The sequence below is a fragment of the Deferrivibrio sp. genome (genome assembly GCF_055117995.1).
This window is the reverse complement of record NZ_JBSQOT010000040.1, coordinates 1-14,558: the sequence shown is the minus strand read 5'-3', so window position 1 is coordinate 14,558 and position 14,558 is coordinate 1. Positions and strand designations below refer to the sequence as shown.

Sequence of the window (14,558 nt, the reverse complement as noted above, 5' to 3'; positions counted from 1 at the left end):
TTCCTGAAAATGACAAATTCAAATCACTTTTGATGGATTATAAAAATAAATTTGAATCCAGATTTAATTCCCCTGTTTCCACCTTCGGTGGCCATGCTTTCGACTCATTTTTAATGTTTAAAAAGGGGTATGAAGCTGCAGGTAAAGATAAAACAAAAATTGTAGCTGAAGTTGAAAAGATAAAAGGTATGATAGGCACAGCTGGCGAGTTCAATCTGTCTGAAACTGACCATAATGGTCTTACAAAAGAGGCTTTTGTAATGCTTGTCATTAAAAATGAAAATTGGGAGATGGCTGAATAATGCAGTTTTTTTATTCCGGAATAACCAGTGGTAGCATCTATGCACTTGTTGCGATTGGTTTTAATATAATTTATAATACAACCGGAATAATAAATTTTGCCCAAGGTGAATTTGTAATGCTTGGCGGGATGTTCATCTACAGTATGCTTTATATGATGAACATCCCTTTTGTTCTTGCATTTCCAGTTGCACTTTTCGGCGCATTTGTGCTGGGAGTAATTTTTGAAAGGGTGTTTATCAGATATGTTAAAGTAAAATCAGAGTTAAACTTAATCACTATTACGATTGCAGGCTCTATTATTTTAAGAGGGCTTGCAATGGTAATATGGGGCAGGGATACACTTTTAGTTGAAAGCTTTGTGCCTTCAAAGGCAATTAATGTTTACAAAGGTACTATCACGACGGATAGTTTGGTTGTGATTGGCATATCGCTTGTAATTTCTTTTTTGCTAACTTTCTTTTTTAAAAAAACAAAATATGGCAAGGCATTCAGAGCCTGCTATGAAGACAAAATCGCTGCATCGGTATGTGGAATAAATGTAAAGGCTGTGGTTATGTTTTCCTTCGGAATAGCAGCATTTTTAGGAGCAATAGCCGGTGTAGTAGTATCTCCTATAACTTATGTCACTTATAGCGATGGAATAATGACCGGACTTAAAGGTTTTTCTGCTGCGGTAATGGGAGGACTTGGCAGTTTCTGGGGAGGTATTTTCGGAGGAATTTTACTTGGGGTAAGTGAATCATTTTTTGCATCTGTGTTTCCTTCCGGGTACAAAGATGCAATGGCTTTTCTAATAATACTTTTTATACTTTTTTTTAGACCACAGGGATTATTCGGGAGAAAAAAAGCAACAAGGGTATGAAAAAATATACAAAAGGGATACATAACACTGCAATATGAGAAAACTTAATCTTTCATTTATTATTTTTAACCTCATTACACTTTTTTTTATAAGCAGATATATTGAAAATGAATACTACTTAAGTCTCATTATTTATATTATTTTTAACGCCATAAACGCTTCTTGTTTTAATATTCTTTTAGGGTATGCAGGGATAATATCGCTTGGTCAGGCTGCCTTTTTCGGATTAGGCGCTTACACTTCAGGGATACTATCTGCCACATACGGAATCAACCCTTATGCCACAATTATTATAGGCATTATAATTACTGCCATTGTGGCATTTATAATCGGATACCCATCCCTAAAACTTCACGGACATTATCTTGCAATGGCAACTTTAGGCTTTGGAATGATAGTCTATATATGCTTCAACGAAATGGACTTTATTACAGCGGGTCCATCAGGACTAACAGGAATCCCCAATATCTCTTTTTTCGGTATTGAAATAGGCAGTGAATATAAATTTTTCATCTTTTTAAGTGTATTCTATATGATTTTTATAACATTAATGGAGTTTTTTGACAAATCTTTCATCTCATACAAACTTCGATTCATACATGAGTCTGAAAATGCTTCAAGCTCATACGGAATTAATGTGGCAAAAGTAAAGCTCACCACATTTGTAGTTATTGCGTGTGTTACATCAATAAACGGAAGTCTTTTTGCCTTTTATTCAAATTTTATAAGCCCCGTATCATTTAGCTTCAAATATTCTATTGAGCTTGTTGTAATGGCTGTTTTTGGTGGACTTGGCAGCATTACGGGAGGAAGCATAGGAGCAGCAATACTTACATTTATCCCGGAAGTTTTTGCTGAAATAGAAGACTACGAAATGGTCATTTATGGCGGCATTCTTGCGATAACTATCCTTTTTTTCGATGGTGGCATAGCAAAACAATTTAAAAGATTGGTTGAAAAATATGTTAAGATTAAATAATGTTTCAGTAAATTTTGGCGGTGTAAAAGCATTAACGGATGTCACATTTGACGTACCTGCACATAAAATTACAGCACTAATCGGACCTAACGGAGCTGGAAAAACCACCCTTTTTAACTCCATTACCGGGTTTATACCTCATTTCACAGGTGAAATACATTTTCATAATGTTAAATTAAACGGAAAATTACCTCATGAAATTTTTCATATCGGGATATCAAGAACTTTTCAAAACCTTAACCTTATAAACGAATTAACCCTTAGAGAAAACATGTTCTTAGGTGTTATAGGTAAAGAAAAACCGCCAATCTTTAAAAGTTTTTTCAGATTGAACAAAGGATATTGGAAGAACGTAGAGCAAAGAATAGATGATATGCTTTATCTGACAGGAATAAAAAAATGGGAAAACAGTAAGCCTGGCTCTGTACCTTACGGTGTTTTAAAAAATTTGGAAATGGCAAGAGCACTTATTTCAAATCCAAAGATTCTGCTATTAGATGAGCCTGCCGCCGGACTAAACAGCAAAGAGAAGGAAAACCTTGCAGAACTTATTGGCATGCTAAACACAAAAGGTCATACAATACTTATGGTTGAGCATGATATGAGCTTTGTTTCTACATTGTCTGACTATGTCGTATGTCTAAATTTCGGCAAACTGATAGCCAGAGGAACATTTGATGAAATCAGAAATAGCCCTGATGTAATAAAAGCTTATCTCGGTGATGAAGATGCTTAAGGTCAAGTCTCTTTTTGTAAACTACGGAGCTGTTGAGGCATTGAAAAATATCTCATTGCATATCAAGGAAAAAGAGTTTGTAGCCCTGATCGGCTCTAATGGCGCGGGGAAAACTTCACTTCTCAATGCAATAATGGGGATTGTAAAGCCAAAGGATGGGGAAGTAATTTTTAACGACAAAAATATTACAGGATTTCCTCCCGAACGAAAAGTGAAAGAAAAAATTGCACTTGTACTTGAAGGTAGACGGGTATTTGCAAACATGACAGTACTTGAAAATATCGAAGTCGGTGCATTTACCAGCGATAATAAAAATTTTATTAAAAGGCTTAAATTTATTTATGATATTTTCCCTGTTTTAAAAGAGCGAAGCTGGCAACCTGCCGGGATGCTTTCAGGAGGGGAACAGCAAATGCTTGCAATTGCAAGGGCACTCATCAGTGAACCAAAACTGCTTTTAATGGATGAGCCTTCAATGGGACTTGCTCCTCTTGTAATCAAGGATGTTTATGAAAAACTTTTGATTTTAAAAGAAACAGGGCTTACAATATTTCTTGTAGAGCAAAATGCTGCGGCAGCATTAAAATATGCTGACAGGGGTTATGTGCTTGAAAACGGCAAAATTGTTCTTCAAGGGAAAAGTAAAGAACTTTTGGAAGACAACGAAATTAAACGTGCGTATTTGGGTAAAGAATATAAAGAAAAGTGGGAGCGTTAAATGGAAAATATGTGGCAACATGAAGAAGAAACAATGAGTCTTGATGAGCTAAGACAATTCCAGCTCGAAAGACTTCAGTCCACTTTAAACAGAGTTTCCGAGAATGTTGATTTTTACAAAAATAAATTTAAGCAGTGTAACATTGATATTACCAAAATAAAATCTCTTGATGATATTAAATATTTACCTTTTACTACCAAGCAGGATTTAAGAGATAATTACCCTTACGGAATGTTTGCAGTACCCTTAAAAGATATTGTAAGAATACACTCTTCAAGCGGTACAACGGGAAAACCCACTGTTGTGGGCTATACAAGGCGTGACCTTGAGACATGGAAAAATCTCGTGGCAAGGATTATGGTTGCTGGCGGAGTATCCGCTAACGATATAGTACATATAGCATTTTCATATGGACTATTCACTGGAGGTTTTGGTCTTCACTATGGAGCAGAGCATATCGGCGCAAGCGTCATTCCTGTTTCCAGCGGTAACACAAAAAGACAAATTATGATTATGCAAGATTACAGAAGCAGTGTGCTTGTATGCACACCATCTTACGCACTTCATATTGCTGAAACAATGCAAAATGAAGGGATTTCGAGAAATGACATTTATTTGAAATATGCCCTTTTGGGGAGCGAACCGTGGGGCGAAAAGATAAGAGCAGAAATAGAAAGCAGGCTCGGAGTCACTGCAACTGACAACTACGGACTATCTGAAATAATTGGCCCGGGAGTATCAGGGGAATGTTTATACAAAAACGGTTTACACATAAATGAAGATCATTTTTATGCAGAAATAATTAACCCGGACACAGGTGAAGTTCTGCCTGAAGGGGAAAAGGGCGAACTGGTTTTGACAACACTTACCAAAGAGGCGATGCCACTTATTAGATATAGAACAAGGGATATAACAAGACTTTTCAGGGATAAATGCCCTTGCGGAAGAACATTTATTAAGATGGAAAAGCCTTCCGGAAGAACAGACGATATGCTTATAATAAATGGTGTAAACGTCTTTCCAAGCCAGGTCGAAGAAGTCTTTAAAGAGTTTGACCAGGCAACCCCCCATTATATGATTTTTATCAAGAAAAAAGGGCATCTTGACTTGATGGAAATACAACTTGAAATTTCAGAAAATCTGTTTTTTGATGAAATGAAAAAGCAAAGAGCACTTCTTGAAAAGATGAATGAAAGGATGTTTAATGTGCTTGGCATTAAGCCCAAAATAAAGTTTGTTGAGCCCAAAACAATAGAACGATTTGAAGGCAAAGCAAAAAGAGTTATAGATGAAAGACAATTTTGAAGACAGCATACAGGGAATTGTAAACTTCATATTTGAAGCTTCTGTTTTGCAAAATACGCAAAGAAGCGGCAATGTCTTTCTTGGCAGTGGAAAGCAAACTGTAGGCTCACATATCTTCAGAACAATTTTGATAGGCTTTCTTTTGTCTAAATTAGCAAATGCAGATACAGGTAAGGTAATGCAGATGTGTCTGTTTCACGATATTGAAGAAACAAGAACAGGTGATTTAAACTATTTACAACAAAAATATGTAAAATCTGACGACAGGAAAGCACTTGAAAATGCTGTTGACAATTTGCCTTCAAAAGATGATATTCTGGAATTGGTTAATGAATATGAGGCGTTAAAGACAATAGAGGCAAAGCTTGCAAAGGATGCCGATACACTTGAACTTCTTTTTTATTTGAAGGAAGAGCTTGACAAAGGGAATCTTCAGGCCGAAAATTGGATTAATCATGCGCAAAAAAGACTTATTACAGACGTTGCAAAAAAGCTTTTGCCTGGTCTGAAAAACACAAAGTATTATGATTGGTGGTATAATTTAAGCAATGAATGGGACAAAGGGAACAAAAAATGGTAGCAATAAGTTCAAATTTCCGGGTATCATTGACACATTCAAAGAATGCCTTGGAGTTATTTTTCTTAAAGATACCAGCATAATCACCATATACCTAAATCCTGCACACGCACTCAATCTTATAACTATTTATTTTATTATGATACTAATCCCTTATCGTCCGATGATGAATGAACCTATATTTGATTTTTCAAAAATTATAGAAGGGATATTGTTGACTATATTTTTCATAGTGCTTCTTTATATCTTTATGCCTTCAAAAAAGATAAGATTTTCCGGTTTTTTCAGAATAATGCTCGCTGCAGAAGTCATAGATATCATAAATCCCGTCTCTTTTTTCGTGCCAAAAGAATTTTTATCTTTTTTTTATGCTGGCAGCCTTGGTTGGTATTTCCTTATTGTGGTAATCATCCTTAACAAATTCATAGGGATGCCAAAGCATATCGGAGTAATTTACGTATTTTGCGTATTTCTGGTCGTAAATATGATACCGGCAGTATTTCAATAATCTTTATGTTTTAAATGGACTTTTTTGTACTGCAATTGTTAAAGTCAACCAAAATTCCCCAGTTTAGGTGCCTGAGAATTCCCCACCCTTTTTCCCTTATTTTTCACTTTTAGTTAAATGCTTGATCCTGTAACTCTTGCCGTTTATCTTACAAACATAGGCATGATGAACAAGTCTGTCTATTATCGCAAATGCAAGAACCACATCTCCAAATATGTTACCCCATTCTTCAAAGGGTCTATTAGTAGTGATTATTATTGAACCATTTTCATACCTCCTTCTGACTATTTCAAAGAACTCATCAACATAATTTGCTACTATCTTCTTAAATCCGACCTCATCTATTATTAGAAGATCAACGACCATGAGTTCCTTAACATATTCATAATATGTTCCTTCCCCTTTTGCCGTTATAAGTTTGGATAAAAGGTCATTAGAGTGAACAAACAACACCTTATAACCCATCTTCAAAGCTTCAAGACCTAAGGCATTGGCAAGATGAGTCTTACCAACACCGGGATTACCCATAAAGATAATATTCTTATGTTCCTGAATATACCTGCAACTTGCCTAATCAAGCATCTCTTTTCTGTTTACTTCAGGTTGGTAAGAGAAATCATAGTTATCCAATGTCTTTGTTCTGTCAAGTTTTGATTTCTGATACCTTTTTGCATAAGAATTACTTTTTCTATTTGACTGTTCATCCTCAAGTAAAAGAGAGATGAATTCCAAATAACTTAATTGGTTTTCTATAGCATACCTGTTTCTTGATTCTATCGTTTTTGCCATTCCTGAAAGTTTGTATTCATAAAGTTTCTTGATTAATTCCTGCATTTACTCCTCCCGTTAATTTGTCATATTCTTGTAACTGATTGTAATAACCACCACAGAGAACTGTTTCATGATTTAAGTTATCATCCTCAAACAGTCCAGATTCACATATCTTTCTCACAGATAAATAATTATACAAACCAAAGTTATTTGCCCGCTTACAAGCTTTATCAACTACCTTGTCCCCATACTTTGTGCAAAGGTTAAATATCCCTTGAAGTGTTCTATGATAGTGATGAGGTCTATGATCTTTTACTCTCAGATAGAATTCATGAACATTAACACCACATTTCAATGATTTGTCCGAATATTGATTCTCATTAGTTTGAAACTTTGCTCTAATATTATGGGAACTATTAGTAACAAACTCCCCTTTAGAATTTGACACTTGATGGACAGCTATTTCATTCAATTTGTCATCGAATATCCTTATTACCTTACCATTACTTTTTATGGTAACATCCTGTAATACATACTTTTCTGGAACAGAATAAAAATTATATCGGTAAGTTATATGACCATATTTGTTAACCTTTCTATGTTCTATCTCATATACCTCATAACGTTCTAATGGTAATGGGTTAAGATGAGATTTCTCTTTCTCCATAAACTCATCATAGGGGACCTTTCTTGTGGTACCATGTATCCTTTTGTTGCAGATAGTATCTTGCCAGTCACAGAGTTGACTCTTTAATTCAGAAAGACTATCTGTCTTTAAATTCTTTAAAAAGTTATTCTTCACATACTTTATTGCTGATTCTACTTTGCCTTTCTCTTCAGGTGTTTTTACCCTGCAAGCTATGGGTACACTGCCATAATAATTTAGCATATTTGCATATTCTACTTGTATTGAAGGTTCATAGAAGTTTGCAAGTAATACCCCCGACTTAAGATTGTCTATCTTAATAGTTGATGGTACCCCAGCAAAATATTCAAAGGCATTTATGTGGCACCTTATAAAAGTGGGAATATCCGGCACTTGTCACTACTTCATAATAGTCATATCTGCTATAAGATAACCTCATGCAAAATATCCAGCACTTTACCTTTCTGTTTGACACTTCATCGTGAAAATAACCAAGATAACCAAAATCAACCTGTGCCTCTGTGCCAGGTGGGGACAGCAAAAATACATACACCTTGCCAGGGGACCTCAATTTCCTCAGGTATTTTTTTACACTATTATAACTTACATCCAATTGAAATTCTTCCACCAACCTGCGATGTATCAATACCCCAGATAATCCCTGATTGTGCAAAAAGTCGATTATCTGCTCCCTGTAGGGTTCTAATTTGCTCTTCTTTTGCATTACTGGAGCCTTTTCCCCAGACTGAAGTTTGTCTCTTATCTTTCTCACAGTCTTCCTGTCCATGCCCAGTGTCCTGGATATCTCAGAAATACTTTTACATAATGCTAATAGACCTTCTACTGTGTTATACATATTCACCCCATACATTTTATTCTTACCTCCTTATTATTTCAGAGGTAAGTTAACATATTTACCTGGGGAATTTATTTTACCCTTAACACCGGGGGCATTATACTTTTAGAGGAGATGGAAAGATTAAACCAATCCTTCGGAATTGGAATCATAGAACTTTATGCTAACCCTTATAAGAGTAAAATTCTCTACCCAGCAAGTTACAAAAAATTAGATTTTAAGACTATTGATAAATTATGCAACATTAATCGGGATTTCAATGAGTTTATGTTGCATGTTGAAAAAATTTTATCTGCGGAAGATAAATTTCTTTCTGCTGTTAAAAAAGAATTTGAAGAAAAGTGTGATCGTTCTTTTACTACTGATGAGGATATTAATAAATATTGCAAAGAAAAACACATACCTATTGACGATAATAGCAATGATTTATCTTAACTCGTAATAGTTAACCTGTTACTAGTTTGAAAAATTCATGAAATTCAGATAGGATTACTTTTATTTCTTTTCTTAACTTTGTTTTTTATCTCAAATTTAAGTTTAGCTTTTTCTTCCAGTATTCTTTTTAACAATTCCTCGGCAGGCTCATCATTTGGGTCAGGCTCCACCAGTTCACCGCGGAATGCCTTGGCAAGAATTGCCTGCTCCAGTTTTTCCACACGCGCAAAAGCCTTCTTGTATCTTGCTTCTAAGGAATCAGCAAGTGCAAAAAGCTTTTCCACCCGGCGGACAATTTCATGCTGCTCTTCGAGGGGAGGAAGGGGGATTAAAAAGGTACCTAATACTTGTGCATTAATATTTGATTGACTTACGCCATCAGTCTTTACTTTTTTACACCATTCTTTGGCTCTTTGTGTATTTAGACAATAATTTAAATAATCAGGTAATATATACTCGGACTTGTATCTGATACGAATTAAATACCCTGCAAAAATAGCTTTTCTATTTTCTTTGAATATTGATGCTTTACCTACAAGATCAGGACTATTTGTTCTGTTAAAAAGAACATCTCCATATTTCAAAGCATATTTTTCGATTTCTGAATCATCATTTGTAAATTTCAAATCAGACCAATCTATTTTCCCATTTTGCAAATTTCCCATTCGTAAAACTGGGCTTTTGCCTTTATCTACTGATTTTGATGATGTACCGTATTGAAAACCATTTGAAATATTTTTTAATTCAACCCATAACCACCCATCAGATAATTCATATGGTTCTTCGTTTGCCAATTCTCCACCATAACTGTTTTTAAGATAATTATGCTCTCTCCAATCCTCCGTCAATTTTCCCGAACATGCTGCGGCGAGGACGCTTTGGCGGAACTTTTTGAGTATTGCCGGAATTTTCGCAAGCCGCGCCTTTGCGCTTTTTACTTTTGGCAAAATGGCATTCAGCTTCTCCACAATACGCTTTTGCTCGTTCAGGGGAGGAAGGGGGATTGATACTGCATGAACAAATTCCGAATTAATACCACCTTGAGCACCTCCATGGAAAGAAGACATTATTTGTTCTTGACCATTATGGCTACGGAGAAAGAAAAAACAATAACGAACATTAATATTTTTACTTAAGTGACAAATAAATACATGTTCATTAACGCAAGCAAAATCATAAGGGAAATGTTCATCCACTATAGAAACTTTTCCTGTTGTTGCTCCATCTTTCACAATTAGAATATCATTAACCTCAATTTTGCCTCTATTCATTTTTTTTGCAAATTCAATAGGCACAAATCGAATATTGGTAAAATCAAATCCACCATCAGAATTAAGATGTTCTGCTCCAATACTTGGAATTCCCTCTGTTATTCCTTTAACTCCACCTTTTGGGCGTGAGCCTGATTCAAGAGAAGTTATTATTTCTTTAAGTGGCACCTCCACCCAATGTTCAGGAATTCTGGTTCTTTTCAAAGCCCCCATTATTCCTGCCTCCCAGTGTGAGATTTGGCTTTTATTGATTCCTCCTGTTGAAATTTTTTAGAGGAGTCAAAGCCACCGTTTTCCCCAAGTAAATCCGCTATCTCATTCAGTTCATCCACCACAGCTTCAAGTTCGCTTACTGCTTCGGAGATCAGGTCTGTGGGTTCGGGTAGGTCGTTTGGGTCGTCCAGTGTATCATCTTTGAGCCATTTGATATCGAGTTTATAACCTCGCTCTTTTATTTCATCAATGGTAAATGCCCTAAAGCGTCCTTCTGGTCCCTGGTCTTCCCGCGGGCTATTGCCATTTGGATCTTTGCCATAGCATTTTTCAAAATCAGCAAACATTTCAGCTGTAAGCGGCCTGTCTTTTTTAGTACAGCTTGGGATATTGGAGCGGTTATCGTAAATCCAAACTTTCTCCGTTGGTCTTCCTTTCTGCAAAAAGATCACATTTGCTTGAGCATAGGCATAGGGGACAAAAGTTCCGCGTGGTAGTCGTAATATGGTATGCACATTGCAATCATTCATCACAATTTCAAAAACTTCTGCAGCTTTGTCTTCAAACAGACAATTATCGGGCAACACAATGGCAGCGCGTCCGCCGGGTTTAAGAATCGTGAGAATATGCTGGACAAAGTTGAGCTGTTTGTTGCTTGTAGCAATGGTAAAGTCGTCTCTTGTGGGCACCTGCCCGGCTCCTTTTGTTCCAAAGGGCGGATTTGTGAGTACCACATCATAACGCTCGCCTCTGTCGGGCTCGTAAATAGTATCGCCCAGATAAATAGTTGGCTTAAGCCCGTGCAGAAAGAGGTTCATCAATGCCAATCGCCGCGGACGGGCAACCAGGTCCTGTCCATAATAGGTGTTTTCTTTGATTCGCTTTACTTCGTCAACTGGAATAGCTCCTTTGGTTTTTTCAATCAGCCACTCATAGGCAGCAACCAGAAAACCGCCTGTTCCACATGCCGGGTCGCAAATTTTCATTTCTTTATTGACAAGCGGGTCGGGCTGCATCAGCCGCACAATAGACTGGATTAAAACACGGGGAGTAAAGTATTGTCCCGCTCCCTTTTTCCCTTCACTTGCGGCTTTCTCAAGAAGTCCTTCAAAAGCCTGGGCTTTCACATCAACACCAAGACTCGACCATTCTTCGGCGTCGATCATGGTGATAATTTTCTTTAAGTTTACCGGATTATTGAATTTGGGCATAGACTGAGCGAAAATATCACCAAGCAAACCTTTTTCGTCTCTGAGTTTTTGGAGTACCCATAGATAATGGTCAGTCAGTTCTGTGCCTGATTTACTTTTTAGGGTATCCCAATCACAGTTTTTGGGTAGATTAATGCCCTTCTCATCAGCCATTTTAAGGAACAACAGATAAGTAAGCTGTTCTATATAATCGCCATAGTCAATTCCATCGTGGCGAAGTGTATGACACATGCCCCAGAGTTTGTTTACAATATCAGACATACAATCTTCTCCTTCAAGCAGCTAATTTACAGTTAATTTCTTCTATAATTTCATCTAATCTATCACCAAATATTTTACGAGCTTTTGCAAGTCCTCCATGTCTTTCAAAGACAGGTATAAGGTCAAAGTTTTCTTTTTCAATAGCAAGGTTTACTAAAAGGTGCTCCCGAATATATCCTAGCCATTTGAGTTGTTCTGGAGTAAAGTCATATTGACTTGTTAAAGATTCAATAGCACGGTTTACACGTTCTTCGACTGTTAATAATGGATTATCTTTATTTTCAGCATTTTTAATCATGGATATGATATCGATCATAGATTTATGTCCCGATAACTCGTAAGCCTTGCGCACCTGCTCTTCGTCAAAATCATTCTTTTTAAGTATTTCTTGGATTTCTTTCAATGCACGGGTGTTCTACTTACGTGGATTCAAAAAAAGAATGGAAAGAGCTTCAATTTTTGTCTTGTTTTCATGGACAAATCTTGAGAAAGCAACAAGATAATCTTCTGGTTTTAGACTTGTATCGTTGTACTTGAACACAGGTTCAGAAACAACAGAATCTACATGATTGTATGCTACATAAAAATATTTTTTTGCTCTGTCGTAATTAACAAGTAAATTTTGAAAATCTTTGTTTCGTAATATATTCATTGTCTCTGAAAATTTATTTCTTAATGATTCACACAGGTTATCAGCAAATTTTGAAATATCACCATCAGGAATGTAATACGAAAAGTCTTCACGGGCTTTGGCACTCATAGTATCAGCAATACGACGTAGTCGCTTAATCAGGCGCTTTGTGTTATATTCGCGTTCAACATTGTTCCAGATATTTTCAATAATTTGTTCAATGGTAACTGTTTCAACTGTTTCCTGTATCTCTACGACAAAATCAGTTGAATCCTTAAAGTATTCAATCAATGTTCCATCGAAACAATCAAATATGGTAAAATATTCTTTGTTAATGTCTGGACATTTACGTGTTCCGCGTCCAAGCATTTGAGTCCAGAGTATACGCGATTTAACAGGTCGCAAGAATACTATAAATTCGAGTGCTGGAATATCAACTCCAGTAGAAAGCATGTCAACCGTAACAACAATTGCAGGAAAAGGCCTATTTCTGAATCTTCTTATTTTTTCAAGAGGGCGGTCAACAGAGGGACTGCCTGTAATCTTTTGGACAAAATCATCTCCCCGACCAAATATTTCGCGAGCAAGATTAACAATCTGGTCAGCATGTGAGATATGTGGGAGATCATTGACAGCAAAAATAAGTGTCTTGGGAAATCTTCCGGTTCTTTCTTCATGCTCAAGAGCATGTTTTTTGATTTCTTCCAAAATTTTTCTATTACTGTCTGGTGAAGTGATTCTTCTTTCTATATCCTCTGAGTTGAATTCTCTTTCGTCTTCAAGAGTGTCTAATAATTCTTCACCGGTTTCTGGGTTTTTGATACCTACCTTTTCACCTTCTTTCAGAAAAATGCCGTTAATTCGGACATTAGATTTAATTTTTATGGCCTGGTAATCAACGAGGAAACCATCCAATACTGCTTGTTCCACAGTATATCTGTAAATAGGATGGCCAAAATACGCTACTGTATGTGAAGCAGGCGTGGCTGTGAGTCCAATTTTTATTGCATCAAAATGATTGAGAACAGAACGCCAAATATTTGTATCTTTTGAAGTATATCCACGATGGCACTCATCAGAAATAATGATATCAAAAGCATGAATGGGTATAGTTATTTTTTCCGCTTCATCATCAATCTCAGGATCGCTTTCACCCTGACCAAAAGAGCCCTCTCTTCCAAAAAGGTTAATAGCCATGCGCTGAATTGTAGAAATATAAACAAAGGTATGTCCAGCATTTGGAGTAAAATCTTCCTTTTTAAAGCCCTGTGAAAAAACATCATATTCCTGATTAAACTTATTTCCGCTCGGTGTGATAAAGGCAGAAAATGCCTGTGCTGCCTGTGCTGCCAATGCCCTTCGGTCCACAAGAAAGAGGATGCGTTTAGCATAACAAGACTTAATTAATCTATAAATCATGACAACGGTGGTGAATGTTTTGCCTGTTCCAGTTGCCATTGCAAGCATTATCTTTCTTTTATTCTCGATTAAAGCTTTTTCAACAGCCGCTATTGCCTCTTTCTGATAGGGTCTTAATTTTTCTATATTGTTAGGGTTCTCTTTTAGCCATCTTTTTGCTTCATTAATGTTTCGATTAAACATTTCTTCCAATGCATCCGGAGTGTGAAAATTCATTAACTCGCGTGAATAATAATTTTCATCTCGCACATCGGCGAACCATATTTGTGTTCCGTTGGACACATATAGAAAAGGAACTTTGAAGGAATTCCACACACCAATAGTATTCTTACAACCTGCAGAATATCGTTTGGCTTGCTCCAGCACATTTTGAGGATTTACGGATACTTTTTTTGCTTCAATAATTCCAAGTAATTTCCCTTTAACAAAAAGTGCATAATCCGCAGGTCCAGTTTGGGTAGGAAATTCCTCTACTGCATGGCTACCTAAAGAAGAAAGATCTAAATCTACTCTGTAGGGAATAATTTCCCATTTCGGATTTAAAGCTTTTAGTTTAGCATCAATTATTGTTTCTTGTGGCCCTGTCCAAAGAATTGTGTAACTCCTCTTTGCAAAAAGTTAACAAAACAGGTAAAATAAAAGCAAGGAGGATTTTATGTTTGTAAACAAAGATGAGATTAAAAAGGCTTTCAAAGAAGGTAAACTGAGGACATCTGAAGATCTTAAAGATTTCCTTCCTAAACTCATTAAAGAAGCGATAGAAACGATGTACGAAGGTGAATTGTCTGAATTGTTAGGTTATGAATCATATGATAAGAAATCCAGAAAAACTGACAATTACAGGAATGGATATAGT

13 protein-coding genes and 3 pseudogenes are annotated in these 14,558 nt (G+C 36.4%); 10 read left to right on the top strand and 6 right to left on the bottom strand.

Annotated elements, in window-relative coordinates:
* The 8 genes and pseudogenes from ACTCAF_RS09340 to ACTCAF_RS09305 form a co-directional block, all read left to right on the top strand.
* Window positions 1–302: pseudogene (locus ACTCAF_RS09340) on the top strand (ABC transporter substrate-binding protein); the annotation flags it as partial.
* Entirely contained in the window at window positions 302–1,165 is an 864-nt protein-coding gene (locus ACTCAF_RS09335) for a branched-chain amino acid ABC transporter permease (protein WP_463063016.1), read from the top strand. The pseudogene ACTCAF_RS09340 and the gene ACTCAF_RS09335, both read left to right, overlap by 1 nt.
* A gap of 34 nt (window positions 1,166–1,199) precedes the next feature.
* Window positions 1,200–2,144, top strand: coding sequence for a branched-chain amino acid ABC transporter permease (locus ACTCAF_RS09330; protein WP_463063015.1), 945 nt, complete (start codon window positions 1,200–1,202; stop codon window positions 2,142–2,144).
* Window positions 2,128–2,880: an ABC transporter ATP-binding protein gene (locus ACTCAF_RS09325; RefSeq protein WP_463063014.1), complete on the top strand. Its 753-nt coding sequence runs from the start codon at window positions 2,128–2,130 to the stop codon at window positions 2,878–2,880. The genes ACTCAF_RS09330 and ACTCAF_RS09325 overlap by 17 nt, the downstream gene beginning before the upstream one ends.
* Window positions 2,873–3,598 carry an ABC transporter ATP-binding protein gene (locus ACTCAF_RS09320; RefSeq protein WP_463063013.1) on the top strand — a complete coding sequence of 242 codons (726 nt, stop codon included), beginning with the start codon at window positions 2,873–2,875 and terminating at the stop codon, window positions 3,596–3,598. The genes ACTCAF_RS09325 and ACTCAF_RS09320 overlap by 8 nt, the downstream gene beginning before the upstream one ends.
* Window positions 3,599–4,903: a phenylacetate--CoA ligase family protein gene (locus ACTCAF_RS09315; RefSeq protein WP_463063012.1), complete on the top strand. Its 1,305-nt coding sequence runs from the start codon at window positions 3,599–3,601 to the stop codon at window positions 4,901–4,903.
* Complete coding sequence (locus ACTCAF_RS09310; RefSeq protein ID WP_463063011.1) at window positions 4,887–5,483, top strand: HD domain-containing protein; 597 nt, start codon at window positions 4,887–4,889, stop codon at window positions 5,481–5,483. The genes ACTCAF_RS09315 and ACTCAF_RS09310 overlap by 17 nt, the downstream gene beginning before the upstream one ends.
* Window positions 5,452–5,988: a hypothetical protein gene (locus ACTCAF_RS09305; RefSeq protein ID WP_463063010.1), complete on the top strand. Its 537-nt coding sequence runs from the start codon at window positions 5,452–5,454 to the stop codon at window positions 5,986–5,988. Before ACTCAF_RS09310 ends, ACTCAF_RS09305 begins: the two co-directional genes overlap by 32 nt.
* Window positions 5,989–6,084: 96 nt before the next feature.
* On the opposite strand, the pseudogene istB reads toward ACTCAF_RS09305, so the two are convergent.
* The 3 genes and pseudogenes from istB to ACTCAF_RS09290 all read right to left on the bottom strand — a co-directional run bounded on the left by istB (window position 6,085) and on the right by ACTCAF_RS09290 (window position 8,261).
* Window positions 6,085–6,777, bottom strand: a pseudogene (gene istB / locus ACTCAF_RS09300) (IS21-like element helper ATPase IstB).
* A gap of 16 nt (window positions 6,778–6,793) precedes the next feature.
* Entirely contained in the window at window positions 6,794–7,798 is a 1,005-nt protein-coding gene (locus ACTCAF_RS09295) for a Mu transposase domain-containing protein (protein WP_463063009.1), read from the bottom strand.
* Window positions 7,752–8,261, bottom strand: a complete 510-nt coding sequence (locus ACTCAF_RS09290) for a hypothetical protein (protein WP_463063008.1) — start codon at window positions 8,259–8,261, stop codon at window positions 7,752–7,754. The genes ACTCAF_RS09295 and ACTCAF_RS09290 overlap by 47 nt, the downstream gene beginning before the upstream one ends.
* A 114-nt stretch (window positions 8,262–8,375) precedes the next feature.
* Here ACTCAF_RS09290 and ACTCAF_RS09285 point away from each other — a divergent pair, with 114 nt between their 5' ends.
* Window positions 8,376–8,696, top strand: a complete 321-nt coding sequence (locus ACTCAF_RS09285; protein ID WP_463063007.1) for a hypothetical protein — start codon at window positions 8,376–8,378, stop codon at window positions 8,694–8,696.
* Window positions 8,697–8,740: 44 nt separating this feature from the next.
* On the opposite strand, the gene ACTCAF_RS09280 is transcribed toward ACTCAF_RS09285, so the two are convergent.
* The 3 genes and pseudogenes from ACTCAF_RS09280 to ACTCAF_RS09270 form a co-directional block, all read right to left on the bottom strand.
* Window positions 8,741–10,180, bottom strand: a complete 1,440-nt coding sequence (locus ACTCAF_RS09280; RefSeq protein ID WP_463063006.1) for a restriction endonuclease subunit S — start codon at window positions 10,178–10,180, stop codon at window positions 8,741–8,743.
* A complete protein-coding gene (locus ACTCAF_RS09275) occupies window positions 10,180–11,652 on the bottom strand; it encodes a type I restriction-modification system subunit M (RefSeq protein WP_463063005.1) in 1,473 nt (490 codons plus the stop codon). The genes ACTCAF_RS09280 and ACTCAF_RS09275 overlap by 1 nt, the downstream gene beginning before the upstream one ends.
* A gap of 13 nt (window positions 11,653–11,665) precedes the next feature.
* Window positions 11,666–14,227: pseudogene (locus ACTCAF_RS09270) on the bottom strand (type I restriction endonuclease subunit R).
* A 130-nt stretch (window positions 14,228–14,357) separates the two neighbouring features.
* On the opposite strand from ACTCAF_RS09270, the gene ACTCAF_RS09265 reads away from it, so the two are divergent.
* Window positions 14,358–14,558: transposase (locus ACTCAF_RS09265; protein ID WP_463063004.1), on the top strand; the 201-nt coding region annotated here is incomplete at its 3' end.

Coding starts and splice junctions, on each gene's coding strand:
- ACTCAF_RS09335 (WP_463063016.1), top strand. CDS start 302: ATGCAGTTTTTTTATTCCGGAATAACCAGTGGTAGCATCTATGCACTT.
- ACTCAF_RS09315 (WP_463063012.1), top strand. CDS start 3,599: ATGGAAAATATGTGGCAACATGAAGAAGAAACAATGAGTCTTGATGAG.
- ACTCAF_RS09310 (WP_463063011.1), top strand. CDS start 4,887: ATGAAAGACAATTTTGAAGACAGCATACAGGGAATTGTAAACTTCATA.
- ACTCAF_RS09305 (WP_463063010.1), top strand. CDS start 5,452: ATGAATGGGACAAAGGGAACAAAAAATGGTAGCAATAAGTTCAAATTT.
- ACTCAF_RS09325 (WP_463063014.1), top strand. CDS start 2,128: ATGTTAAGATTAAATAATGTTTCAGTAAATTTTGGCGGTGTAAAAGCA.
- ACTCAF_RS09285 (WP_463063007.1), top strand. CDS start 8,376: ATGGAAAGATTAAACCAATCCTTCGGAATTGGAATCATAGAACTTTAT.
- ACTCAF_RS09280 (WP_463063006.1), bottom strand. CDS start 10,180: ATGGGGGCTTTGAAAAGAACCAGAATTCCTGAACATTGGGTGGAGGTG.
- ACTCAF_RS09330 (WP_463063015.1), top strand. CDS start 1,200: ATGAGAAAACTTAATCTTTCATTTATTATTTTTAACCTCATTACACTT.
- ACTCAF_RS09290 (WP_463063008.1), bottom strand. CDS start 8,261: ATGTATAACACAGTAGAAGGTCTATTAGCATTATGTAAAAGTATTTCT.
- ACTCAF_RS09275 (WP_463063005.1), bottom strand. CDS start 11,652: ATGTCTGATATTGTAAACAAACTCTGGGGCATGTGTCATACACTTCGC.
- ACTCAF_RS09320 (WP_463063013.1), top strand. CDS start 2,873: ATGCTTAAGGTCAAGTCTCTTTTTGTAAACTACGGAGCTGTTGAGGCA.